At 52.9% G+C, this 21,960-nt stretch carries 18 protein-coding genes and 2 tRNA genes; 15 read left to right on the forward strand and 5 right to left on the reverse strand.

The genetic code is table 11. The features are described 5' to 3' along the window. Positions 1 to 6: 6 nt before the first annotated feature. Positions 7 to 1,140, reverse strand: coding sequence for a beta-aspartyl-peptidase (gene iadA, locus FDX22_RS25240; protein ID WP_117342733.1), 1,134 nt, complete (start codon positions 1,138 to 1,140; stop codon positions 7 to 9). A gap of 151 nt (positions 1,141 to 1,291) precedes the next feature. On the opposite strand from iadA, the gene FDX22_RS25245 reads away from it, so the two are divergent. The 3 genes from FDX22_RS25245 to FDX22_RS25255 all read left to right on the forward strand — a co-directional run bounded on the left by FDX22_RS25245 (position 1,292) and on the right by FDX22_RS25255 (position 2,787). Beyond that, positions 1,292 to 2,185, forward strand: a complete 894-nt coding sequence (locus FDX22_RS25245; protein WP_146717945.1) for a LysR family transcriptional regulator — start codon at positions 1,292 to 1,294, stop codon at positions 2,183 to 2,185. Between the two features lie 169 nt (positions 2,186 to 2,354). Further along, positions 2,355 to 2,687 carry a preprotein translocase subunit SecG gene (gene secG / locus FDX22_RS25250; protein WP_003025000.1) on the forward strand — a complete coding sequence of 111 codons (333 nt, stop codon included), beginning with the start codon at positions 2,355 to 2,357 and terminating at the stop codon, positions 2,685 to 2,687. 13 nt (positions 2,688 to 2,700) lie between these two features. After that, positions 2,701 to 2,787, forward strand: a tRNA-Leu gene (locus FDX22_RS25255). A 199-nt stretch (positions 2,788 to 2,986) separates the two neighbouring features. On the opposite strand, the gene argG is transcribed toward FDX22_RS25255, so the two are convergent. Next, positions 2,987 to 4,330: an argininosuccinate synthase gene (gene argG / locus FDX22_RS25260; protein ID WP_115257395.1), complete on the reverse strand. Its 1,344-nt coding sequence runs from the start codon at positions 4,328 to 4,330 to the stop codon at positions 2,987 to 2,989. A gap of 345 nt (positions 4,331 to 4,675) precedes the next feature. On the opposite strand from argG, the gene FDX22_RS25265 reads away from it, so the two are divergent. The 12 genes from FDX22_RS25265 (at position 4,676) to mtr (ending at position 18,710) form a co-directional block, all read left to right on the forward strand. Further along, positions 4,676 to 4,752, forward strand: a tRNA-Met gene (locus FDX22_RS25265). A gap of 208 nt (positions 4,753 to 4,960) precedes the next feature. Beyond that, on the forward strand, positions 4,961 to 5,413 hold the full coding sequence (rimP, locus tag FDX22_RS25270; RefSeq protein ID WP_135911333.1) for a ribosome maturation factor RimP: 453 nt from the start codon (positions 4,961 to 4,963) through the stop codon (positions 5,411 to 5,413). A gap of 28 nt (positions 5,414 to 5,441) precedes the next feature. Beyond that, positions 5,442 to 6,929, forward strand: a complete 1,488-nt coding sequence (gene nusA, locus FDX22_RS25275; protein WP_096755531.1) for a transcription termination factor NusA — start codon at positions 5,442 to 5,444, stop codon at positions 6,927 to 6,929. Between the two features lie 24 nt (positions 6,930 to 6,953). After that, positions 6,954 to 9,650: a translation initiation factor IF-2 gene (gene infB / locus FDX22_RS25280; RefSeq protein WP_096755532.1), complete on the forward strand. Its 2,697-nt coding sequence runs from the start codon at positions 6,954 to 6,956 to the stop codon at positions 9,648 to 9,650. Positions 9,651 to 9,800: 150 nt separating this feature from the next. Then, positions 9,801 to 10,205 carry a 30S ribosome-binding factor RbfA gene (gene rbfA / locus FDX22_RS25285; RefSeq protein WP_115257397.1) on the forward strand — a complete coding sequence of 135 codons (405 nt, stop codon included), beginning with the start codon at positions 9,801 to 9,803 and terminating at the stop codon, positions 10,203 to 10,205. Beyond that, positions 10,205 to 11,149 carry a tRNA pseudouridine(55) synthase TruB gene (gene truB / locus FDX22_RS25290; protein WP_096755534.1) on the forward strand — a complete coding sequence of 315 codons (945 nt, stop codon included), beginning with the start codon at positions 10,205 to 10,207 and terminating at the stop codon, positions 11,147 to 11,149. Before rbfA ends, truB begins: the two co-directional genes overlap by 1 nt. Before the next feature lie 273 nt (positions 11,150 to 11,422). Next, positions 11,423 to 11,692, forward strand: a complete 270-nt coding sequence (gene rpsO / locus FDX22_RS25295; protein ID WP_096755535.1) for a 30S ribosomal protein S15 — start codon at positions 11,423 to 11,425, stop codon at positions 11,690 to 11,692. 248 nt (positions 11,693 to 11,940) lie between these two features. Further along, positions 11,941 to 14,073 (forward strand): polyribonucleotide nucleotidyltransferase, encoded by a 2,133-nt coding sequence (gene pnp / locus FDX22_RS25300; RefSeq protein WP_096755536.1) that lies wholly within the window; start codon positions 11,941 to 11,943, stop codon positions 14,071 to 14,073. 108 nt (positions 14,074 to 14,181) lie between these two features. Next, complete coding sequence (nlpI, locus tag FDX22_RS25305) at positions 14,182 to 15,066, forward strand: lipoprotein NlpI (protein WP_096755537.1); 885 nt, start codon at positions 14,182 to 14,184, stop codon at positions 15,064 to 15,066. A 106-nt stretch (positions 15,067 to 15,172) separates the two neighbouring features. Continuing rightward, complete coding sequence (yrbN, locus tag FDX22_RS25310) at positions 15,173 to 15,253, forward strand: protein YrbN (RefSeq protein ID WP_010723222.1); 81 nt, start codon at positions 15,173 to 15,175, stop codon at positions 15,251 to 15,253. Beyond that, positions 15,246 to 17,195: a DEAD/DEAH family ATP-dependent RNA helicase gene (locus FDX22_RS25315; RefSeq protein WP_146717946.1), complete on the forward strand. Its 1,950-nt coding sequence runs from the start codon at positions 15,246 to 15,248 to the stop codon at positions 17,193 to 17,195. Before yrbN ends, FDX22_RS25315 begins: the two co-directional genes overlap by 8 nt. Before the next feature lie 270 nt (positions 17,196 to 17,465). After that, a complete protein-coding gene (gene mtr / locus FDX22_RS25320) occupies positions 17,466 to 18,710 on the forward strand; it encodes a tryptophan permease (RefSeq protein ID WP_146717947.1) in 1,245 nt (414 codons plus the stop codon). An 86-nt stretch (positions 18,711 to 18,796) separates the two neighbouring features. Here mtr and FDX22_RS25325 read toward each other — a convergent pair whose 3' ends face one another. The 3 genes from FDX22_RS25325 to FDX22_RS25335 form a co-directional block, all read right to left on the reverse strand. Further along, on the reverse strand, positions 18,797 to 19,804 hold the full coding sequence (locus FDX22_RS25325; RefSeq protein ID WP_117342729.1) for a luciferase-like monooxygenase: 1,008 nt from the start codon (positions 19,802 to 19,804) through the stop codon (positions 18,797 to 18,799). An 80-nt stretch (positions 19,805 to 19,884) separates the two neighbouring features. Then, entirely contained in the window at positions 19,885 to 20,763 is an 879-nt protein-coding gene (locus FDX22_RS25330) for a U32 family peptidase (RefSeq protein WP_137400196.1), read from the reverse strand. Between the two features lie 8 nt (positions 20,764 to 20,771). Continuing rightward, a complete protein-coding gene (locus tag FDX22_RS25335) occupies positions 20,772 to 21,767 on the reverse strand; it encodes a peptidase U32 family protein (protein ID WP_096755542.1) in 996 nt (331 codons plus the stop codon). Between the last annotated feature and the right edge of the window lie 193 nt (positions 21,768 to 21,960).

Genomic DNA, 21,960 nt, shown 5'->3' on the forward strand with positions numbered 1-21,960 from the left:
TCATCCTCACTCAAAGTTGCCGTTGACCAAACACTCTCCATCGCGCAGTAACAGCCTACCCGCGGCGAACAGATGCGCCAGCGACAGGTCATCATTGAGGACGCAAATATCGGCGCGTTCTCCGGCACAAAGCTTGCCGCCGGAAATTCCCAGCGAGCATGCAACGTTTGCCGTCATCATGGCCACGGCCTGTGCGATCGGAATGCCCGCATCAATCAGGCGAGGGAGCAGTGCAAGGTTACCGCCTACCGGCGCGGCCGTGAGTCCTTCAACCATACCCTGAGCATTAAAGCGCGGCACGCTGCCATTGCCATCTGAGCTGATGGTGATGCGATCGGCTGGAACCTGAGCCTCCAGCGCGTGGAGAATGGCCTGTTCCTGGGGCATAAAACGGCTACCGCCAGACGTCACGTCAATATGGCCGCCGCGATGGGCGAAAGCGATCGCCTGGTTGAACAGGGCTTCGGTTCTGGCCACGTGAGTCGGTGAAATATGGTGGATCGGAATACCAGCATCGCAAAGCGCGATAAGTTGCGACATGCCTTCCGGCAGGTTGCCCAGGTGCACATGCAGCAGCCCTTTTTTCCCCGCCAGCAGTGAGGCCACGCGGATATCGCTGACGATTCTCAGCAGCTCCTGGAAAGAGGGATATGAACCCCGATGATCGGCGAGGGCGATTTTAACGCCGAGAATGGCCGGGATAAAGGTTATGTCATCGCGAATGGATTGCGTAATCGTCGGGCTGGGTACCGCGTAAGCCCCAGTGTGCATAAACGCGCGCACGCCCTCTAGATTCAGTGACTGCATTTTGGCGTACAGATCTTTGGGCGAGCGAGAAATGGCATCGGTGCCCAGCACGCCGACGACCGTCGTAATGCCAGCTTGAAGCAGATCGCGCAGTTTTACGGCAGGCGTTCGGCTGGCAAATCCTGCTTCACCACCGCCGCCGGTCAGATGGACATGCTGGTCGATAATCCCCGGAATTACCCATTTACCCCGGCAATCGATGACCTCGTTGACGCCATCGAAACGTGAAATATCGTTGCCTACCGCCACAATACGATCGGCATATATGAGCAGAGAGCAGAGGCCTAAATCCTCCGGGGAAAAGACACGGGCATTAGTCAGTAAAGTAAACATATTAGTCCTGTCAAACGTCAAGGGGAGGGAGACTCGGCAGGTGAAACAGAATATTGTTGTTATGCGGTCCACACTAAAGCCATTACTATAACTGTGACTATTTCCGATTTGTTATCGGAGGATACGGATATGGAATGGTGGAGAATGCGACGTGGATAGTAAGTGGTTAGATGATTTCCTGGCTTTAAGTCAGCATGGGAATTACTCCCAGGCCGCCATACAGCGGCATATTACTCAGCCTGCACTAAGTCGGCGTATTAAAGCACTGGAAGAGACGTTAGGCGTCCCGCTATTTGATCGTACCACGACACCCGTTACGTTAACCCGTTATGGTGAACGGTTTGAACCCTATGCCCGGCATGTCCTCAGTACGCTGACGGAGGCGCGTCATGAACTGGCCGCCATGATGCCGGCAACGGAAAATACGCTGGTGATGGTCAGTCTTCACACGCTGTCGGTGAATATCCTGCCTGACATGATCAATTACCTGCGCCAAAGCGAACCGCAATTAAGTTTTACGGTAAACGCCAGCATCCAGGGAATTGATAATCACTTTAACGCGCTGATAAACCGGAAAATTGATTTTCTGGTGACCTACGATTTGCCGTCTTCGCAGCCGGGGCTGGAGATTGTCGGGGGGCTAAAACGCTCATTGTGGCGATATGAGCGGTTCATCCCGGTGATTTCAGCCCAACTGGCGGACAAGCTTGATTCTCCAGATGCTCCGATTCCCTGGCTTTGCTACAGCGACTATACCTTTGTCAGACGCATTATCGATCCGCTAGAGCAACAGGTTCACCCACGACTGAAAAAGGTCTTTGAGAGTGGGTTAAGCGAAACAATCCGGGAAATGGTGCTGCGCCATATGGGAATGGCATGGTTGCCCGAGTCGATGGTGGCTGAAGAATTAGTGAATAATGAAGTTATCCACTGTTGGCCAGATAATTCAGATCTGATAGGTGAAATCCCGGTCGTTGTTTGGGCAAACCTTGACGATCAGCGACCCGTGATGCAGCGATGCTGGGATAAATTGCTGCGTTTTTGATTGATGTGGCGATTTTTTCTTCAGTTGATACAATACACTTAAATTGCCCTTGCGAAGGTTATTCGCATTGGTTAGTATTCACACCCGCTTCAGTGGGAAACAGTTAAACATTCCCGCTTTAATGGTCGAAGCATTGGTACGCGGCAACTCCGCAAGGAACAGGTTGATTATGCACGAAGCTCTTTTAGTAGTTTTCCTTATTGTAGCAATTGGCCTGGTAGGCTTGATCATGCTGCAGCAAGGCAAAGGCGCTGATATGGGAGCCTCTTTTGGCGCAGGCGCTTCTGGTACACTGTTTGGTTCAAGTGGTTCTGGTAACTTCATGACCCGAATGACAGCTGTATTGGGAACCTTGTTCTTCATTATCAGTCTGGTGCTGGGTAACATGAACAGCAATAAGACCAATAAAGGAAGTGAGTGGGAAAATCTGAGTGCACCGGCGAAAACCGAGCAAACTCAGCCAGCTGCTCCGGCTCAGCCGACCAGCGATATCCCGCGCTAATAGTAGTATCTGTGCTGAGGTGGTGGAATTGGTAGACACGCTACCTTGAGGTGGTAGTGCCCTAACGGGCTTGTGGGTTCGAGTCCCATCCTCAGTACCAATATTCCGAAAGAAAGACGCTGAAAAGCGTCTTTTTTTCGTCTGTATGTTGTGATCCGTAGGTGTGCGTAGTAGCACGTAGGCCTGATAAGCGATAGCGCCATCAGGCATGTCCTGCAAATTGTCGGATGGCGGCTACACGCCTTAAATTCCGCGCATAAAAAAGCCGCTTGCGCGGCTTTTGTCATTTCTGTTGGCGATTACTTCGCTTTGTTTTCCAGATTCTCTACCTGCGGCAGACCGGTGGCGGAAGAGGCGGTCAGCAGGCCTGACTGGGCGTAGCCGAACAGCTTCTCACGGGTATCGGTAATATCCAGGTTACGCATAGTCAACTGACCGATACGATCGTCCGGTGAGAAGACGGAATCCCCTTTCTCCATGGTCAGACGTTCTGGCTTGTAGGTCAGGTTGTCGGAGACGGTATTCATAATGGAATAGTCGTTACCGCGACGCAGCTCCAGCGTAACTTCGCCGGTGATTTGGCTCGCAACCCAACGTTGCAGACCGTCACGCAGCATTAGCGCCTGGGAGTCAAACCAGCGACCCTGGTACAGCAGACGACCCAGTTGGCGGCCGTGAGCGTGATACTGCTCAATGGTATCTTCATTGTGAATACCGGTCAGCAGACGCTCGTAAGCGATATGCAGCAGCGCCATCCCCGGGGCTTCGTAAATACCACGGCTTTTCGCCTCGATAATACGGTTTTCAATTTGATCGCTCATGCCCAGACCATGACGGCCGCCAATGCGGTTGGCTTCCATCATCATCTCAACATCGTCGCTGAAGGTTTTGCCGTTCAGCGCAACTGGATGTCCCTGCTCAAAACGTACGGTTACTTCTTCCGCCGGGATCTTCACGCTTTCATCCCAGAACTTGACGCCCATAATCGGGTTAACGATCTTCAGGCTGGAGTTAAGGAATTCCAGATCTTTCGCTTCGTGCGTAGCGCCGAGCATGTTGGAGTCAGTGGAATACGCTTTTTCGACAGACATTTTGTAGTCGAAACCGCAGGCGATCATAAATTCAGACATCTCATGGCGACCGCCGAGTTCGTCAATGAAGTCAGTGTCCAGCCATGGTTTGTAAATCTGCAGTTCGGCATTGGTCAGCAGACCGTAACGATAGAAACGCTCAATATCGTTGCCTTTATAGGTACTGCCATCACCCCAGATATTCACACCGTCATCTTTCATGGCGGCCACCAACATGGTGCCGGTCACCGCGCGGCCTAGTGGCGTGGTGTTGAAATAGGTCAGTCCGCCGGTGGTATTATGGAATGCACCACATTGAATCGCTGCGATCCCTTCGGCAACCAGTTGCTTGCGGCAATCAACCAGGCGAGCGTTCTCAGCACCATATTCCATTGCACGGCGAGGGATGGCGTCATAGTCATCCTCATCCGGTTGTCCCAAATTCGCAGTATATGCATATGGGACAGCCCCTTTTTGTCGCATCCACAGCAGTGCAGCACTGGTGTCCAGGCCGCCAGAAAAAGCGATACCAATACGTTGACCTACCGGGAGATGCTTGAGAATCGTCGTCATAAAATAAAACCCTGCTTGATAGACTGGTGAAGAGGTTGGTTTTTTATGCTAAGTGCATTTTTATGCAAAATAAATGAGTTTTCATTTAATCACCTTTTAACGGTGACAGGAAGAGTTTAGTGATAATTTCGTTAAATAACGGCGTTGAAGGCAGATTTATCTTTGTTGTACTTTGCTAAATTTGCGCAGGCTGGCATTCATTCATTTGCATAGTAGTAACAAGGTTGACATAAGGGATAGAAAATCAATATACTGTGCGCAGATTTTACGTCCCGTCCTCGGTACCAAATCCCAGCAGTATTTGCATTTTTTACCCAAAGCGAGTAAAATTTGCCACGTTTCAGGCGCGGGGTGGAGCAGCCTGGTAGCTCGTCGGGCTCATAACCCGAAGGTCGTCGGTTCAAATCCGGCCCCCGCAACCACTTTCCCTTAGAGTTCTTTTTCAAATATACTGTGAAGACTTAGGCCTTCGTAGATGGATTTGAAAAAAAATTCTTTCGGAAGGTTCTCCGAACCGCAGGTGCGGTTATAGGGTTCAGTTATCTAAAGCCCCGATTTATCGGGGTTTTTTGTTATCTGATTACAGAATAACTGGGCTTTAGGCCCTTTTTTTATGTCTTGGGGGTGGGCTTGTCCACATTAGAGCAAAAATTAACAGAGATGATTAAAGCACCAGTTGAAGCCTTGGGCTACGAGCTGGTCGGCATCGAATTTATTCGTGGTCGCACATCCACACTGCGCATCTATATTGATAGTGAAGATGGCATCAATGTTGATGATTGTGCTGATGTGAGCCACCAGGTTAGCGCCGTGATGGACGTTGAAGATCCGATCACCGTTGCTTATAACCTGGAAGTATCCTCACCGGGTCTCGACCGTCCTATGTTCACGGCTGAACACTACGTGCGTTTCCTGGGTGAAGAAGTCACGCTGGTTCTTCGTATGGCGGTACAAAATCGCCGTAAATGGCAGGGCGTTATCAAAGCGGTGGATGGTGAGATGATCACTGTCACAGTCGACGGTAAAGATGAAGTGTTCGCGCTGAGTAATATCCAGAAGGCGAACCTGGTTCCCCACTTTTAACAGTCTGGATTGAGGTGAAAAGCCCGCGATGAACAAAGAAATTTTGGCTGTTGTTGAAGCCGTATCCAATGAAAAATCGCTGCCACGCGAGAAAATTTTTGAAGCGCTGGAAAGTGCGCTGGCTACAGCAACAAAGAAAAAATACGAACAAGAGATCGACGTTCGCGTAGAAATCGATCGTAAAAGCGGTGATTTCGATACCTTCCGCCGTTGGGTAATTGTGGAAGAAGTCACTCAGCCAACCAAAGAAATTACTCTGGAAGCCGCACGTTACGAAGACGAGAGTCTGAACGTGGGTGAATACGTTGAAGACCAGATTGAATCAGTCACCTTTGACCGTATCACCACCCAGACGGCGAAACAGGTTATCGTACAGAAAGTACGTGAAGCTGAACGTGCGATGGTTGTTGATCAATTCCGCGAGCACGAAGGTGAGATCGTCACCGGTGTGGTGAAGAAAGTTAACCGTGACAACATTGCGCTGGACCTCGGCAGTAATGCTGAAGCAGTGATCCTGCGTGAAGACATGCTGCCGCGTGAAAACTTCCGCCCGGGTGACCGTATCCGTGGTGTTCTGTACTCCGTTCGCCCGGAAGCACGCGGCGCGCAACTGTTTGTGACGCGTTCCAAACCGGAAATGCTGATTGAACTGTTCCGTATTGAAGTGCCAGAAATTGGCGAAGAAGTGATTGAAATTAAAGCGGCGGCTCGCGATCCGGGTTCTCGTGCGAAAATTGCGGTGAAAACCAACGATAAGCGTATCGATCCGGTGGGTGCTTGCGTAGGTATGCGCGGTGCACGCGTTCAGGCGGTTTCTACCGAACTGGGCGGCGAACGTATCGATATCGTCCTGTGGGATGATAACCCGGCACAGTTCGTGATCAACGCAATGGCGCCTGCAGACGTCGCGTCTATCGTGGTGGATGAAGATAAACACACCATGGATATCGCGGTTGAAGCCGGTAACCTGGCTCAGGCGATTGGACGTAATGGTCAGAACGTCCGCCTGGCTTCACAATTGAGCGGTTGGGAACTCAACGTAATGACCGTTGATGACCTGCAGGCTAAGCATCAGGCTGAAGCGCATGCTGCTATTGATACCTTCACCAAATATCTCGATATCGATGAAGATTTCGCGACGGTTCTGGTAGAAGAAGGTTTTGCTACGCTGGAAGAGCTGGCCTACGTGCCAATGAAAGAGCTTCTGGCAATCGACGGCCTGGATGAAGCAACCGTTGAAGCGCTGCGCGAGCGTGCTAAAAACGCACTGACCACTCTGGCACTGGCCCAGGAAGAAAGCCTCGGTGATAACAAACCGGCTGACGATCTGCTGAATCTGGAAGGATTAGATCGTGATATGGCCTTCAAACTGGCTGCCCGTGGTGTTTGTACGCTGGAAGATCTCGCTGAACAGGGCATTGATGATCTGGCTGATATCGAAGGGTTGACCGACGAAAAAGCCGGTGAGCTGATTATGGCTGCCCGTAATATTTGCTGGTTCGGTGACGAAGCGTAATAAACTGTAGCAGGAAGGAACAGTATGACAGATGTAACCGTAAAAACGCTGGCTGCAGAGATACAGACCTCCGTGGATCGCCTGGTACAGCAATTTGCTGATGCAGGTATCCCGAAGTCTGCTGACGACTCTGTGTCCGCACAAGAGAAACAAACCTTACTGGCGCACCTGAACCGTGAGAACGGCTCTGCACCAGATAAGTTGACATTGCAGCGTAAAACGCGCAGTACTCTCAATATTCCTGGTACCGGTGGAAAAAGTAAATCGGTACAAATCGAAGTCCGCAAGACACGCACCTTTGTGAAACGCGATCCGCAAGAGGCAGAACGCCTTGCCGCGGAAGAGCAGGCGCAGCGTGAAGCGGAAGAGCAAGCCCGTCGTGAGGCAGAAGAAACTGCTAAACGCGAGGCGCAACAAAAAGCCGAACGTGAGGCCGCAGAACAAGCTAAACGTGAAGCCGCTGATAAAGCGAAACGTGAAGCTGCGGAAAAAGACAAAGTGAGCAATCAACAGACCGACGATATGACTAAAACCGCCCAGGCCGAAAAAGCCCGCCGTGAAAATGAAGCCGCAGAACTGAAGCGTAAAGCGGAAGAAGAAGCGCGTCGCAAGCTTGAAGAAGAAGCTCGCCGTGTGGCTGAAGAAGCCCGTCGTATGGCGGAAGAAAATGCCGGTGTTTGGGCAGAGCAAGAGAAAGCAAAAGGTGAAGAGGATAAGACCGATTATCACGTCACCACTTCTCAGCATGCTCGCCAGGCAGAAGACGAAAACGATCGCGAAGTAGAAGGCGGCCGTGGCCGTACGCGTACTGCGACGAAAGCTGCTCGTCCTCAGAAGAAAGGCAATAAGCACGCTGAATCTAAAGCCGATCGCGAAGAAGCACGTGCTGCTGGTCGCGGTGGTAAAGGCGGCAAGCGTAAAGGTTCTTCCCTGCAGCAAGGCTTCCAGAAGCCAGCTCAGGCCGTTAACCGTGACGTAGTGATTGGCGAAACCATCACCGTTGGCGACTTAGCGAACAAGATGGCGGTTAAAGGTTCTCAGGTCATCAAAGCGATGATGAAGCTGGGTGCGATGGCCACCATCAACCAGGTCATCGATCAGGAAACCGCGCAGTTGGTTGCTGAAGAGATGGGCCACAAAGTTATCCTGCGTCGTGAAAACGAGCTGGAAGAAGCGGTAATGAGCGACCGTGACACTGGCGCAGCGGCTGAACCGCGTGCACCGGTTGTGACTATCATGGGTCACGTTGACCACGGTAAAACCTCTCTGCTGGACTACATTCGTTCAACGAAAGTCGCCTCTGGCGAAGCGGGCGGCATTACCCAGCACATTGGTGCATACCACGTTGAAACTGACAACGGTATGATCACCTTCCTGGATACCCCGGGGCACGCCGCGTTTACCTCTATGCGTGCTCGTGGTGCACAGGCAACAGATATCGTTGTTCTGGTTGTTGCAGCAGATGATGGCGTGATGCCTCAGACCATTGAAGCTATCCAGCATGCGAAAGCAGCGCAGGTGCCGATGGTTGTTGCAGTCAACAAAATCGATAAGCCAGAAGCCGATATGGATCGCGTTAAGAACGAACTGTCTCAGTACGGCGTTATGCCGGAAGAGTGGGGCGGCGAATCTCAGTTCATCCCTGTTTCTGCGAAAGCAGGTACCGGTATTGATGACCTGTTGAACGCTATCCTGCTGCAGGCTGAAGTTCTGGAGCTGAAAGCGATTCGTAAAGGTATGGCAAGCGGTGCGGTAATCGAATCCTTCCTGGACAAAGGTCGTGGCCCAGTTGCTACCGTCCTGGTTCGTGAAGGTACCCTGAATAAGGGCGATATCGTACTGTGTGGCTTCGAGTATGGCCGCGTTCGTGCAATGCGTAACGAACTGGGTCAGGAAGTCCTGGAAGCAGGTCCGTCTATTCCAGTTGAAATCCTGGGTCTGTCCGGCGTTCCGGCTGCGGGTGACGAAGTTACCGTCGTACGTGACGAGAAAAAAGCGCGTGAAGTTGCACTGTATCGTCAGGGCAAATTCCGTGAAGTTAAACTGGCTCGCCAGCAGAAATCTAAACTCGAGAACATGTTCGCCAACATGACCGAAGGCGAAGTTCACGAAGTGAACGTTGTCCTGAAAGCTGACGTTCAGGGTTCTGTCGAAGCGATCTCCGACTCCTTGCTGAAACTGTCTACCGACGAAGTGAAAGTGAAGATCATCGGTTCCGGCGTAGGTGGTATCACCGAAACCGACGCCACGCTGGCTGCGGCATCCAACGCGATTCTGGTTGGCTTCAACGTTCGTGCTGATGCCTCTGCACGTAAAGTGATTGAATCTGAAAGCCTGGATCTGCGTTACTACTCCGTCATCTATCACCTGATCGACGAAGTGAAAGCTGCGATGAGCGGCATGCTGTCTCCGGAACTGAAACAGCAGATCATCGGTCTGGCTGAAGTACGTGACGTGTTCAAATCACCGAAATTTGGCGCCATCGCAGGTTGTATGGTTACCGAAGGTACGATTAAACGTCACAACCCAATCCGCGTTCTGCGTGACAACGTGGTTATCTATGAAGGCGAGCTGGAATCCCTGCGCCGCTTCAAAGATGACGTTAACGAAGTCCGTAACGGCATGGAATGTGGTATCGGCGTTAAGAACTACAACGACGTTCGCGTTGGCGATATGATCGAAGTGTTCGAAATCATCGAGATCAAACGTACCATCGCATAATTTTCGTCGTCTTTTGGGCTGCCGCTGTGTTGGCAGTTCAAGGCATAGAAGCTTATTTGAGGTAGGCCGGGTAAGCGAAGCGCCACCCGGCAATGAAATTTAAAAAGGGGCTTATGGCCCCTTTTTTGTCTTTATTCTGGAGAATTTATTATGGCGAAAGAATTTGGTCGCCCGCAGCGCGTGGCCCAGGAGATGCAAAAAGAGATCGCACTCATCCTGCAACGCGAAATCAAAGATCCGCGCGTCGGCGTGATGACTACCGTGTCCGGCGTTGAGATGTCTCGTGACCTGGCGTATGCCAAAGTGTTCGTGACGTTCCTGAATGACAAGGACGAAGCTGCCGTGAAGAACGGTATTAAAGCCTTGCAGGAAGCCTCTGGTTTCATCCGCTCTCTGCTGGGTAAAGCCATGCGCCTGCGTATCGTGCCGGAACTGACTTTCTTCTACGACAACTCGTTGGTCGAAGGGATGCGCATGTCTAACCTGGTGACCAGCGTGGTGAAGCATGACGATGAACGTCGTGTGAATCCTGCGGACGACAGCAAGGAGGACTAATGAGTCGTCCTCGTCGTCGTGGTCGCGACATTCATGGCGTCCTGTTGCTGGATAAGCCGCAAGGCATGTCCAGCAATGACGTGCTGCAAAAAGTAAAACGCCTCTACAATGCCAACCGTGCCGGTCATACCGGTGCGCTGGATCCGCTGGCGACAGGCATGCTGCCTATCTGCCTGGGAGAAGCGACCAAGTTTTCGCAGTACCTGCTGGACTCTGACAAACGCTATCGCGTGGTGGCCCGCCTGGGGCAGCGTACTGATACCTCTGATGCCGATGGGCAAATTGTGCAGGAGCGTCCGGTGACGTTTACCCCGGAACAGCTTGCCAGTGCGCTGGAGACGTTTCGCGGTGACATCCAACAGATCCCGTCGATGTACTCAGCGCTGAAGTATCAGGGTAAAAAGCTGTACGAGTACGCGCGTCAGGGTATTGAGGTCCCGCGTGAATCCAGACCGATTACCGTGTACGAACTGCTGTTTATTCGCCACGAAGGTAATGAACTGGAGCTGGAAGTCCATTGCTCCAAAGGCACGTACATTCGCACGATTGTTGACGATCTGGGCGAGAAGCTCGGATGCGGCGCGCACGTGACGTATCTGCGTCGTCTGACGGTCAGCAAGTATCCGGTAGACCGCATGGTCACGCTGGAACATCTGCACAGCCTGGTTGAACAGGCTGAACAGCAGAACATTCCGGCGGCAGAATTACTTGATCCGCTGCTGATGCCAATGGACAGTCCGGCATCGGACTATCCCATTGTTAATCTGCCTTTAACATCATCGGTTTACTTTAAAAATGGTAATCCGGTACGTACGTCGGGCGTGCCGCTGGAAGGGCTGGTTCGCGTGACGGAAGGCGATGATGGCAAATTTATCGGCATGGGGGAGATCGACGATGAAGGTCGTGTCGCCCCTCGTCGACTGGTGGTTGAGTATCCTGCATAGCGCTCTCTGTCTTGCGATAAGAAGGCGCTGCGAGTAGAATACCGCCGCTTAACGTCGCGTAAATTATTTAACAGTTCGCGCGGCGTGTACACAAAATCATTCGAGCTGCATCAAGGCGGCAAGTCTGAGGATCCTCAGGAGCTTACTGAAGTAAGTGACTGAGGTGAGCGGACGCAGCCAACGCAGAGGCAGTTTGAAGGATGAAGTGTATACACTGGGATCGCTGAATTAGAGATCGGCGTCCTTACATTCTTAACACTTTGGAGTTTTAAAATGTCTCTAAGTACTGAAGCTACAGCTAAAATTGTTTCTGAGTTTGGTCGTGATGCAAACGACACCGGTTCTACCGATGTTCAGGTTGCTCTGTTAACTGCACAGATTAACCACCTGCAGGGTCACTTCTCTGAACACAAAAAAGATCACCACAGCCGTCGTGGTCTGCTGCGTATGGTTTCTCAGCGTCGTAAACTGCTCGACTACCTGAAGCGTAAAGATGTTGCACGTTACACTGCGCTGATCGAGCGTCTGGGTCTGCGTCGCTAAGTCTTTCGAGTTTCAGAAAGAGGGGGCCTTCATGGCCCCTTTTTTCCAGCAGATGGCAGCAATTCGCTGGAAACTAATGTATTGTTGCTATGAATGATCTTCCGTCGCAGAGGTTCGCGCGGCTAATGAGAGGCTTTACCCAATACGCGTGGGTTAGGGTTGTCATTAGTCGCGAGGATGCGCAGAAGGTCGGGTATTAACGATGGCGTGTATAAATACGCCGTTAAAAAAAGAGAAAGGATATTATTTTGCTTAATCCGATCGTTCGTAAATTCCAGTACGGCCAACATACCGTAACGCTGGAAACCGGCATGATGGCTCGTCAGGCTACTGCTGCTGTTATGGTTAGCATGGATGACACCGCGGTATTTGTGACCGTTGTTGGTCAGAAAAAGACCAAGCCAGGCCAGGATTTCTTCCCGCTGACCGTTAACTATCAGGAGCGTACCTACGCTGCTGGCCGTATCCCGGGTAGCTTCTTCCGTCGTGAAGGCCGTCCGAGTGAAGGCGAAACCCTGATCGCGCGTCTGATTGACCGCCCGGTTCGTCCGCTGTTCCCGGAAGGTTTCATCAACGAAGTTCAGGTTATTGCGACCGTTGTCTCCGTTAACCCGCAGGTTAACCCAGATATCGTGGCAATGATCGGCGCATCCGCTGCGCTGTCCCTGTCTGGTCTGCCGTTCAACGGCCCGATCGGTTCTGCTCGTGTTGGTTATATCAATGACCAGTATGTACTGAACCCGACTCAAGACGAACTGAAAGAAAGCAAGCTGGACCTGGTTGTTGCCGGTACTGAAGCTGCCGTACTGATGGTTGAATCCGAAGCTGAACTGCTGAGCGAAGACCAGATGCTGGGCGCTGTCGTATTCGGTCACGAACAGCAGCAGATTGTTATCAAAGAAATCAACGAGCTGGTTAAAGTCGCTGGCAAACCGCGTTGGGACTGGCAGCCAGAAGCTGTCAACGAAGCGCTGAATGCACGCGTTGCCGCGCTGGCAGAAACGCGTTTGAGCGATGCTTACCGTATCACCGACAAACAAGAGCGTTATGCTCAGGTTGACGTGATCAAATCTGAAACCATCGCTCAGCTGGTTGCAGAAGACGAAACCTTGGACGCTAACGAACTGGGTGAAATCCTGCACGCTATCGAGAAAAACGTCGTTCGTAGCCGCGTACTGGCAGGCGAGCCGCGCATCGATGGCCGCGAAAAAGACATGATCCGTGGTCTGGACGTGCGTACTGGCGTACTGCCGCGTACTCACGGTTCCGCACTGTTCACCCGTGGCGAAACTCAGGCGCTGGTTACTGCGACCCTGGGCACCACCCGTGATGCGCAGAACCTCGACGAACTGATGGGCGAGCGTACTGACAACTTCCTGTTCCACTACAACTTCCCTCCGTACTGCGTAGGCGAAACCGGTATGGTCGGTTCTCCGAAGCGTCGTGAGATTGGTCACGGCCGTCTGGCGAAACGCGGCGTGCTGGCAGTGATGCCGGAACTGGACAAATTCCCGTACACCGTACGTGTTGTGTCTGAAATCACCGAATCCAACGGTTCTTCTTCCATGGCTTCAGTGTGCGGTGCTTCTCTGGCACTGATGGACGCAGGTGTGCCGATCAAAGCCGCTGTTGCGGGTATCGCGATGGGTCTGGTGAAAGAAGGCGATAACTTTGTGGTTCTGTCTGACATTCTGGGTGACGAAGATCACCTGGGCGACATGGACTTTAAAGTGGCGGGTTCCCGCGATGGTATCTCTGCACTGCAGATGGATATCAAAATCGAAGGTATCACCAAAGAGATCATGCAGGTTGCTCTGAACCAGGCTAAAGGTGCGCGTCTGCACATCCTGGGCGTGATGGAACAGGCGATCAATGCGCCGCGCGGCGACATCTCTCAGTTCGCTCCGCGTATCCACACCATTAAGATCAGCCCGGACAAAATCAAAGACGTTATCGGTAAAGGCGGTTCTGTTATCCGTGCTCTGACCGAAGAAACCGGCACCACCATCGAAATCGAAGATGATGGTACTGTGAAGATCGCGGCGACCGACGGTGAAAAAGCGAAATATGCTATCCGTCGTATCGAAGAGATTACTGCAGAGATCGAAGTTGGCCGTATCTACAATGGTAAAGTGACCCGTATCGTTGACTTTGGCGCATTCGTTGCCATCGGTGGCGGTAAAGAAGGTCTGGTACACATCTCTCAGATCGCTGACAAGCGCGTAGAGAAAGTGACCGATTACCTGCAGATGGGTCAGGAAGTACCGGTTAAAGTTCTGGAAGTTGATCGCCAGGGCCGCGTACGTCTGAGCATTAAAGAAGCAACTGAGCAGTCTCAGCCAGCAGCTGCGCCGGAAGCACCGGCAAGCCTCGGCGAGTAAGGTTGCCATTGCCCTCCGCGTGAGCGGGGGGCCTTTAACCCGGCAGGAAGCCTTGTTAGCAACCGGGGAACAGGACGTTCATTCAATCGTTGTCTTCGGGAGTGGGAAATGAAGCCTTTTTTGCGCTGGTGTTTCGTTGCGACAGCACTCACGCTGGCTGGATGCAGTAATTCCGCCTGGCGTAAGAGTGAAGTCCTCGCAGTACCACTGCAACCGACTTTACAGCAGGAAGTGATTCTGGCACGTATGGAACAAATTCTTGCCAGTCGGGCTTTAACCGATGACGAACGCGCACAGCTTTTATATGAGCGCGGAGTGTTGTATGATAGTCTCGGTCTGAGGGCACTAGCGCGAAATGATTTTTCACAAGCGTTGGCAATCCGACCAGATATGCCTGAAGTATTCAATTACTTAGGTATATATTTAACGCAGGCAGGCAATTTTGATGCTGCCTATGAAGCGTTTGATTCTGTACTTGAGCTTGATCCAACTTACAACTACGCGCACTTAAATCGCGGTATCGCATTGTATTACGGCGGTCGCGACAAGTTAGCGCAAGATGATCTGCTAGCGTTTTATCAAGACGATCCCAATGATCCATTCCGCAGTCTGTGGCTGTATCTCGCCGAGCAGAAGCTCGATGAGAAGCAGGCTAAAGAAGCGTTAATACAGCGCTTCGAGAAATCGGATAAAGAGCAATGGGGATGGAACATTGTCGAGTTCTACCTGGGCAACATTAGCGAAGCAACGCTGATGGAGCGCCTGAAGGCGGACGCAACGGATAACACCTCGCTCGCTGAGCATCTCAGTGAAACCAACTTCTATTTAGGTAAGTACTACCTAAGTCTGGGGGATTTGGACAACGCTACGGCATTGTTCAAACTGGCGGTGGCTAACAACGTTCATAACTTTGTTGAGCACCGATACGCATTGTTGGAATTATCGCTCCTGGGCCAGGACCAAGATGACCTGGCAGAATCGGACCAGCAATAGCTGACGTACACATCAGCCCGTAATCTTTTTTGATTGCCATCACCTTCACCGGTGAGGGCGTTGTTGTTCGTTAATACACCTACTTTGAGCCGGTTCACACTTTTCAATGAAAATTGCAGATCAATTTCATGATGAGTTATGTAGACTGGCCGCCATTAATTTTGAGGCACACGTACTACATGGCTGAATTCGAAACCACTTTTGCAGATCTGGGCCTGAAGGCTCCTATCCTTGAAGCCCTTACCGATCTGGGTTACGAAAAACCATCTCCAATCCAGGCAGAGTGCATTCCGCATCTGCTGGGCGGTCGCGATGTTCTGGGTATGGCCCAGACCGGTAGCGGCAAAACTGCAGCGTTCTCCTTACCGCTGCTCAACAATCTTGATCCTGAGCTGAAGGCACCTCAGATTCTGGTGCTGGCACCGACCCGCGAACTGGCGGTTCAGGTTGCAGAAGCCATGACGGATTTCTCTAAACATATGCACGGCGTGAACGTGGTAGCCCTTTACGGCGGCCAGCGTTATGACGTGCAGTTACGTGCCCTGCGTCAGGGCCCGCAGATCGTCGTCGGTACGCCGGGTCGTCTGCTGGATCACCTGAAGCGCGGTACCCTGAACCTCTCTAAACTGAGCGGTTTAGTGCTGGACGAAGCCGATGAAATGCTGCGTATGGGCTTCATCGAAGACGTTGAAACGATTATGGCGCAGATCCCGGAAGGTCATCAGACCGCTCTGTTCTCTGCAACCATGCCGGAAGCGATTCGCCGTATTACCCGCCGCTTTATGAAAGAGCCGCAGGAAGTACGCATTCAGTCCAGCGTCACCACGCGTCCTGACATCAGCCAGAGCTACTGGACTGTCTGGGGCATGCGTAAAAATGAAGCGCTGGTGCGTTTCCTGGAAGCAGAAGATTTTGATGCGGCGATTATCTTCGTTCGTACCAAAAATGCGACCCTGGAAGTGGCAGAAGCGCTGGAGCGTAGCGGCTATAGCAGCGCTGCACTGAACGGCGACATGAACCAGTCCCTGCGTGAGCAGACTCTGGAACGTCTGAAAGACGGCCGTCTGGATATTCTGATTGCAACCGACGTTGCGGCCCGTGGCCTGGACGTTGAGCGTATCAGCCTGGTTGTTAACTATGACATCCCGATGGACTCCGAGTCTTACGTTCACCGTATCGGCCGTACCGGTCGTGCGGGTCGTGCTGGCCGTGCGCTGCTGTTCGTTGAGAACCGTGAGCGTCGTCTGCTGCGTAACATCGAACGCACCATGAAGCTGACCATTCCGGAAGTTGAACTGCCGAACGCAGATCTGCTGGGCAAACGCCGTCTGGAAAAATTCGCCGCGAAAGTACAGCAGCAGCTGGAAAGCAGCGATCTGGATCAGTACCGTGCTCTGCTGGCGAAAATGCAGCCGGAAGAAGAGCTGGATATCGAAACGCTGGCCGCAGCACTGCTGAAAATGGCACAGGGTGAACGTCCGCTGATCGTGCCACCAGATGCACCGATGCGTCCTAAGCGCGAATTCCGCGACCGTGATGAACGTGCTCCACGTGGCGATCGTAATGATCGTAACGATCGTGGCCCGCGTGGTGACCGTCCGGAACGCGGTGGTGAAGACCGTCCGCGTCGTGAACGTCGTGACGTTGGCGATATGCAGCTGTACCGCATTGAAGTGGGTCGTGATGACGGTGTTGAAGTACGTCATATCGTTGGCGCTATCGCTAACGAAGGTGACATCAGCAGCCGTTACATCGGTAACATCAAGCTGTTCGGTACGCACTCCACCATCGAACTGCCGAAAGGTATGCCGGGCGACGTGCTGCAGCACTTTACCCGTACTCGCATCCTGAACAAGCCGATGAACATGCAGCTGGTTGGCGATGCAGTACCGCACACCGGTGGTGAGCGTCGTGGCGGCGGCGGTGGTCGTTTTAGCGGCGAACGTCGTGAAGGTGGTCGTGGCGAAAACCGTGGTAACAGCACTGAGCGTCGTGAAGGTGGCCGTGGTGATGGTCGTCGTTTCAGTGGCGAACGTCGTGAAGGCAGCCGTGCTCCACGTCGTGACGATACTTCCGCTCCGCGTCGTGATGACTCCGCAGGTCGTCGTCGTTTCGGCGGTGACGCATAAGCCTCTTGGCTTCATAGCTGTAAAGTAAAATATACAGCCCCGATCTTAACGGTCGGGGCTTTTTTTATTCCTTTTGTACTCGTGTACTGGTACAGTGCAGCGCATTGAACTGTATTAGCTAATTTTAACCCTAAATAATTCGAGTTGTAGGAAGGCGGCAAACGAGGACATTCCAGGAGCTTGCTCAAGTAAGTGACTGGGATGGCGGAGTGCAGCCAAGGCATCTACAGCTTGAAGTATGACGGGTAAATACACTGGAGATCAGGCTAAATGGCAACACTAACCACCACCCAAACGTCACCATCGCTGCTTGGCGGCGTGGTGATTATCGGCGGCACCATTATTGGCGCGGGGATGTTTTCTCTGCCCGTGGTCATGTCCGGGGCGTGGTTCTTCTGGTCAATGGCGGCACTGATCTTTACCTGGTTCTGCATGCTGCATTCCGGGCTGATGATCCTCGAGGCTAACCTCAATTATCGTATTGGTTCGAGCTTCGACACCATCACCAAAGATCTGCTGGGAAAAGGCTGGAACGTTGTCAACGGCATCTCGATTGCGTTCGTACTGTATATCCTGACCTATGCGTATATCTCGGCGAGCGGCTCGATTCTGCACCATACCTTTGCCGAGATGTCGCTGAACGTCCCGGCGCGAGCGGCAGGGTTTGGTTTCGCGCTACTGGTGGCGTTTGTGGTGTGGTTGAGTACCAAAGCGGTGAGCCGCATGACGGCCATCGTGCTGGGTGCGAAGGTGATCACCTTCTTCCTGACCTTCGGCAGCCTGATGGGACATGTATCCCCAACCACGCTGTTTAACGTCGCAGAAAGCAATGCGTCGTACACACCGTATCTGCTGATGACGCTGCCGTTCTGTCTGGCATCCTTTGGTTATCACGGTAACGTACCGAGTCTGATGAAGTATTACGGTAAAGATCCGAAGACCATCGCGAAGTGCCTGGTGTACGGCACGTTGCTGGCGCTGGTGCTATACACCGTATGGTTGCTGGGGACGATGGGCAATATTCCACGCCCGGAATTCATTGGCATTGCTAAGCAGGGCGGTAACATTGATGTACTGGTACAGGCGCTGAGTGGGGTGCTGAACAGCCGCAGTCTGGACCTGCTGCTGGTGGTGTTCTCCAACTTTGCCGTGGCGAGTTCGTTCCTTGGCGTGACGCTGGGCCTGTTCGACTATCTGGCGGATCTGTTTGGTTTTGATGACTCAGCAATGGGGCGTTTGAAAACCGCTTTACTGACCTTTGTCCCACCGATTGTCGGTGGCCTGCTGTGGCCGAACGGCTTCCTGTACGCCATTGGCTATGCAGGGCTCGCAGCCACTATTTGGGCGGCCATTGTGCCGGCGCTGCTGGCACGTAAATCCCGCAAGCGGTTTGGTAGCCCGAAATTCCGCGTCTGGGGCGGCAAGCCGATGATTGCGCTGATTCTGGTGTTCGGTGTCGGCAACGCGGTTATCCATATCCTGTCGAGCGTTAATTTGTTGCCGGTGTATCAGTAAGTAGCGTGCCGGATGGCGGCTACGCCTTATCCGGCCTACTCGAACCCGTAGGCCCGGTAAGCGTAGCGCCACCGGGCAACCCAAACCTACCCAACCAACTCCTCTTTCACCTGCATCGCCAACTCAAACGAATGCAGGCGTGCCTGATGGTCAAAAATCTGCCCGTTAACCATAATCTCATCGGCCTGGGTTTCACGTAGGATTGACTCCAGCCCGTGACGCACTTTCGCTTTGTCCCCCACCAGCGACATGCTTAATGCCTGCTGTACGCCATATTGCTCGGATGCGGACCACAGCTGATGCATATTCTCCACCGGCGGTGGGAGTTGTCCGGTTTCACCCCGACGCAGTTTCATAAACGCCTGCTGCATAGAGGTGAAGAGAAACTCAGCGTCGCGATTGCTGTCGGCAGCGATGATGTTGATGCACACCATCGCATATGGTGTTGCCAGACGCGTGGAGGGTTTGAACTGAGTGCGATAAAGATGCAGCGCCTGGTGCAGCATATCCGGGGCGAAGTGGGAGGCGAAGGCAAACGGCAGGCCAAGCTGAGCGGCCAGCTGTGCGCTATACAGACTGGAGCCTAACAGCCAAACCGGGATTTGCTCTCCGTAGCCGGGAACCGGACGCACGTGGGGATTCGGATCACGTGCGTCAAACCAGTCCACCAGTTCTGTTACGTCGCGGGGAAAGTTATCGATATCACCACTCATATGGCGGCGCAGCGCGCGCATGGTTGGTTGATCGCTGCCCGGCGCTCGACCCAGACCGAGGTCAATACGTCCCGGATACAGCGTATTCAGCGTGCCAAACTGTTCGGCAATCACTAGCGGGGAATGGTTGGGTAACATCACGCCGCCAGAACCCAGATGCAGGGTTGTGGTATTGGCCGCCAGATAACCGATGAGCACCGAGGTTGCCGCACTGGCGATGCCGGTCATATTGTGATGTTCAGCCAGCCAGTAGCGATGGTAGCCGCGCTTTTCCGCCAGTTGGGCGAGATCACGAGAGTGCGAGAAGGCCTGCTTTGCGCTGGATCCTTCAGGGATCGGCGCTAGATCGAGCACCGAGAACGGAATGGTTTTGTCAGTCATAACGGCTCACTTTGTTACCGGTTAATCTTTTAATATTGCATTAAAGACTAGCGATTGTTGTTAACAAAGTGAGCTATTAATCACATCTGCAGTTCCAGGCCTGCCAGTCGTTTCCAGTAGCCGTTGCAGTCACTGTGGGTGGCAAGCGGTAACGGGGCACCACCATTCTCGTTGGCACGGAAGGCATCCAGCATGGCGAATGTCTCGGTTCCCAACGGGGACAGGCGCACAATATCAACCAGCCCCTGCATGGACGCCAGCTCATTACCGAGGTTGTAGACGTAGCCGCTCATGGTCTGAATACCGTTGAGGACAAACACTTGCTGATTCTCCTGCGACAGGACATCACGCCCGTTGGGATACTTGATGCAGCAGGTTTCGCACTCGTCTTTAGGCTTATCTTCGGAGCGTGCGGTGAAGCAGCGGGCAGAGTAGGCCAGCGGCAAATGCCCGTAGCTCAGTACTTCGGTTTCAAACTGGTCGCGAATACCCAGTTCGTCACACTGGTTAAGCAGGTTCACCAGCCAATCACGTGACAGCTCAACCGGCATACACCAGCGCACCATGCCCTGCTTGAGCAGAATACGCAGCGTTACGGCGTTGTAGCAGTTGAGTGCGTGCCCGGCCACGAACGGCAGCTTACGTTCGGCGCACATATTGACCACGCCGAGATCGCTGGCTTCCAGCAGGAAGTCACCGTTTTCTACATAGCGTTTCAACTCACCCAACTCAGATGACGCCTGCACCAGTGCCAGCGTGGACAGGACCACCTGCTTACCGCTCCCGGCGAGGGACTTCGCCATGTCGATCCAGTCACCCACTTTGGTCGCCCGGCGCTTGCTGCACACGGCTTCGCCAAGATAGATAACGTCGGCATGGCTGGTGGCTGCCTGCTGATAAAAGTCTTCCAGCGTCTCTTTCGACCAGTAGTAGAGCACCGGTCCTAAGGAATATTTCATTGCTTTTCTCACTGCCATTTACGGTGATACGCGCCAAGTGTGGTCTGCGTGCCTTCGGACATAGAGCCGAGCGTTTCCATCCAGGCGCTTTGCGGAACGAAGTTTTGCGGATCTGCTTTGCAGCGGTCGATCGCCTGACGCCACACTTTCGCCACCTGGCTGACATAGGCCGGGCTACGCTGACGCCCCTCGATTTTCACCGAGGCAATATTGGCGGCCAGCAGGTCAGGTAGCAGTTCTAAGGTGTTGAGGCTGGTGGGCTCCTCCAGCGCATGATAGCGCTCGCCATCCACCAAATAACGCCCTTTACACAGCGTGGGATATCCGGCGTTTTCACCATCCTGGTAACGGTCAATCAGCACTTCGTTCAGGCGAGATTCCAACCCCTGCGCGGTCTGCTGCCAGCGTACAAAACGGGCTGGGGAACACGCGCCGACGGTATTGGGGGATTCGCCCGTCAGATAAGACGAAAGATAGCAGCGGCCTTCCGCCATAATGCACAGGCTGCCGAAGGCAAACACTTCCAAAGGAACTGGTGTTACGCGCGCGAGTTGTTTCACCTGATGAATCGACAGCACACGCGGCAGCACCACACGTGCGACGTCAAAGTTACGGTGATAGAAATTTACCGCTTCTTCATTGGTTGCCGATGCCTGAACAGAGACATGGCGCTCAATATGCGGGTAGCGTTCTGCGGCATACTCAAGCATGGCGAGATCGGCGAGGATCAGTGCATCCGCGCCCAGTTGTGCCGCCATATCCACGGCACGCTGCCAGCGAGCGTACCCATCCGGGTGGGCAAAGGTGTTAATCGCGATGTGCAGCTTACGGCGATGTTGATGGACGAAACTCACCGCTTCCTGCAATTTTTTCTCGGTAAAATTAAGGCCGGCGAAATGACGGGCGTTGGTATCATCTTTTAGCCCGATGTACACAGCATCAGCGCCGTTCTCGATGGCCGCCTTAAGCGCCGGGAGATTTCCGGCAGGGCACAGCAGCTCCATAATTTATCCTGAAAGTTACGCCGCCTGGGCGCAAAAATGTTAACGAAGAGGGATTTTAGTTAACCTTGCTGAGACAATTTTTGATTTGAGGCAGTTAAAGTCGTATTGGTATCACCAATAAAGAGGTAACAATTTCGTATCGAATTGTTGATTTATGCCGCTATGTCGTTTATTTGATATGGCAAAATAGCCG

The organism is Citrobacter sp. TBCS-14, assembly GCF_005280805.1.
GTDB lineage: Bacteria > Pseudomonadota > Gammaproteobacteria > Enterobacterales > Enterobacteriaceae > Citrobacter > Citrobacter gillenii.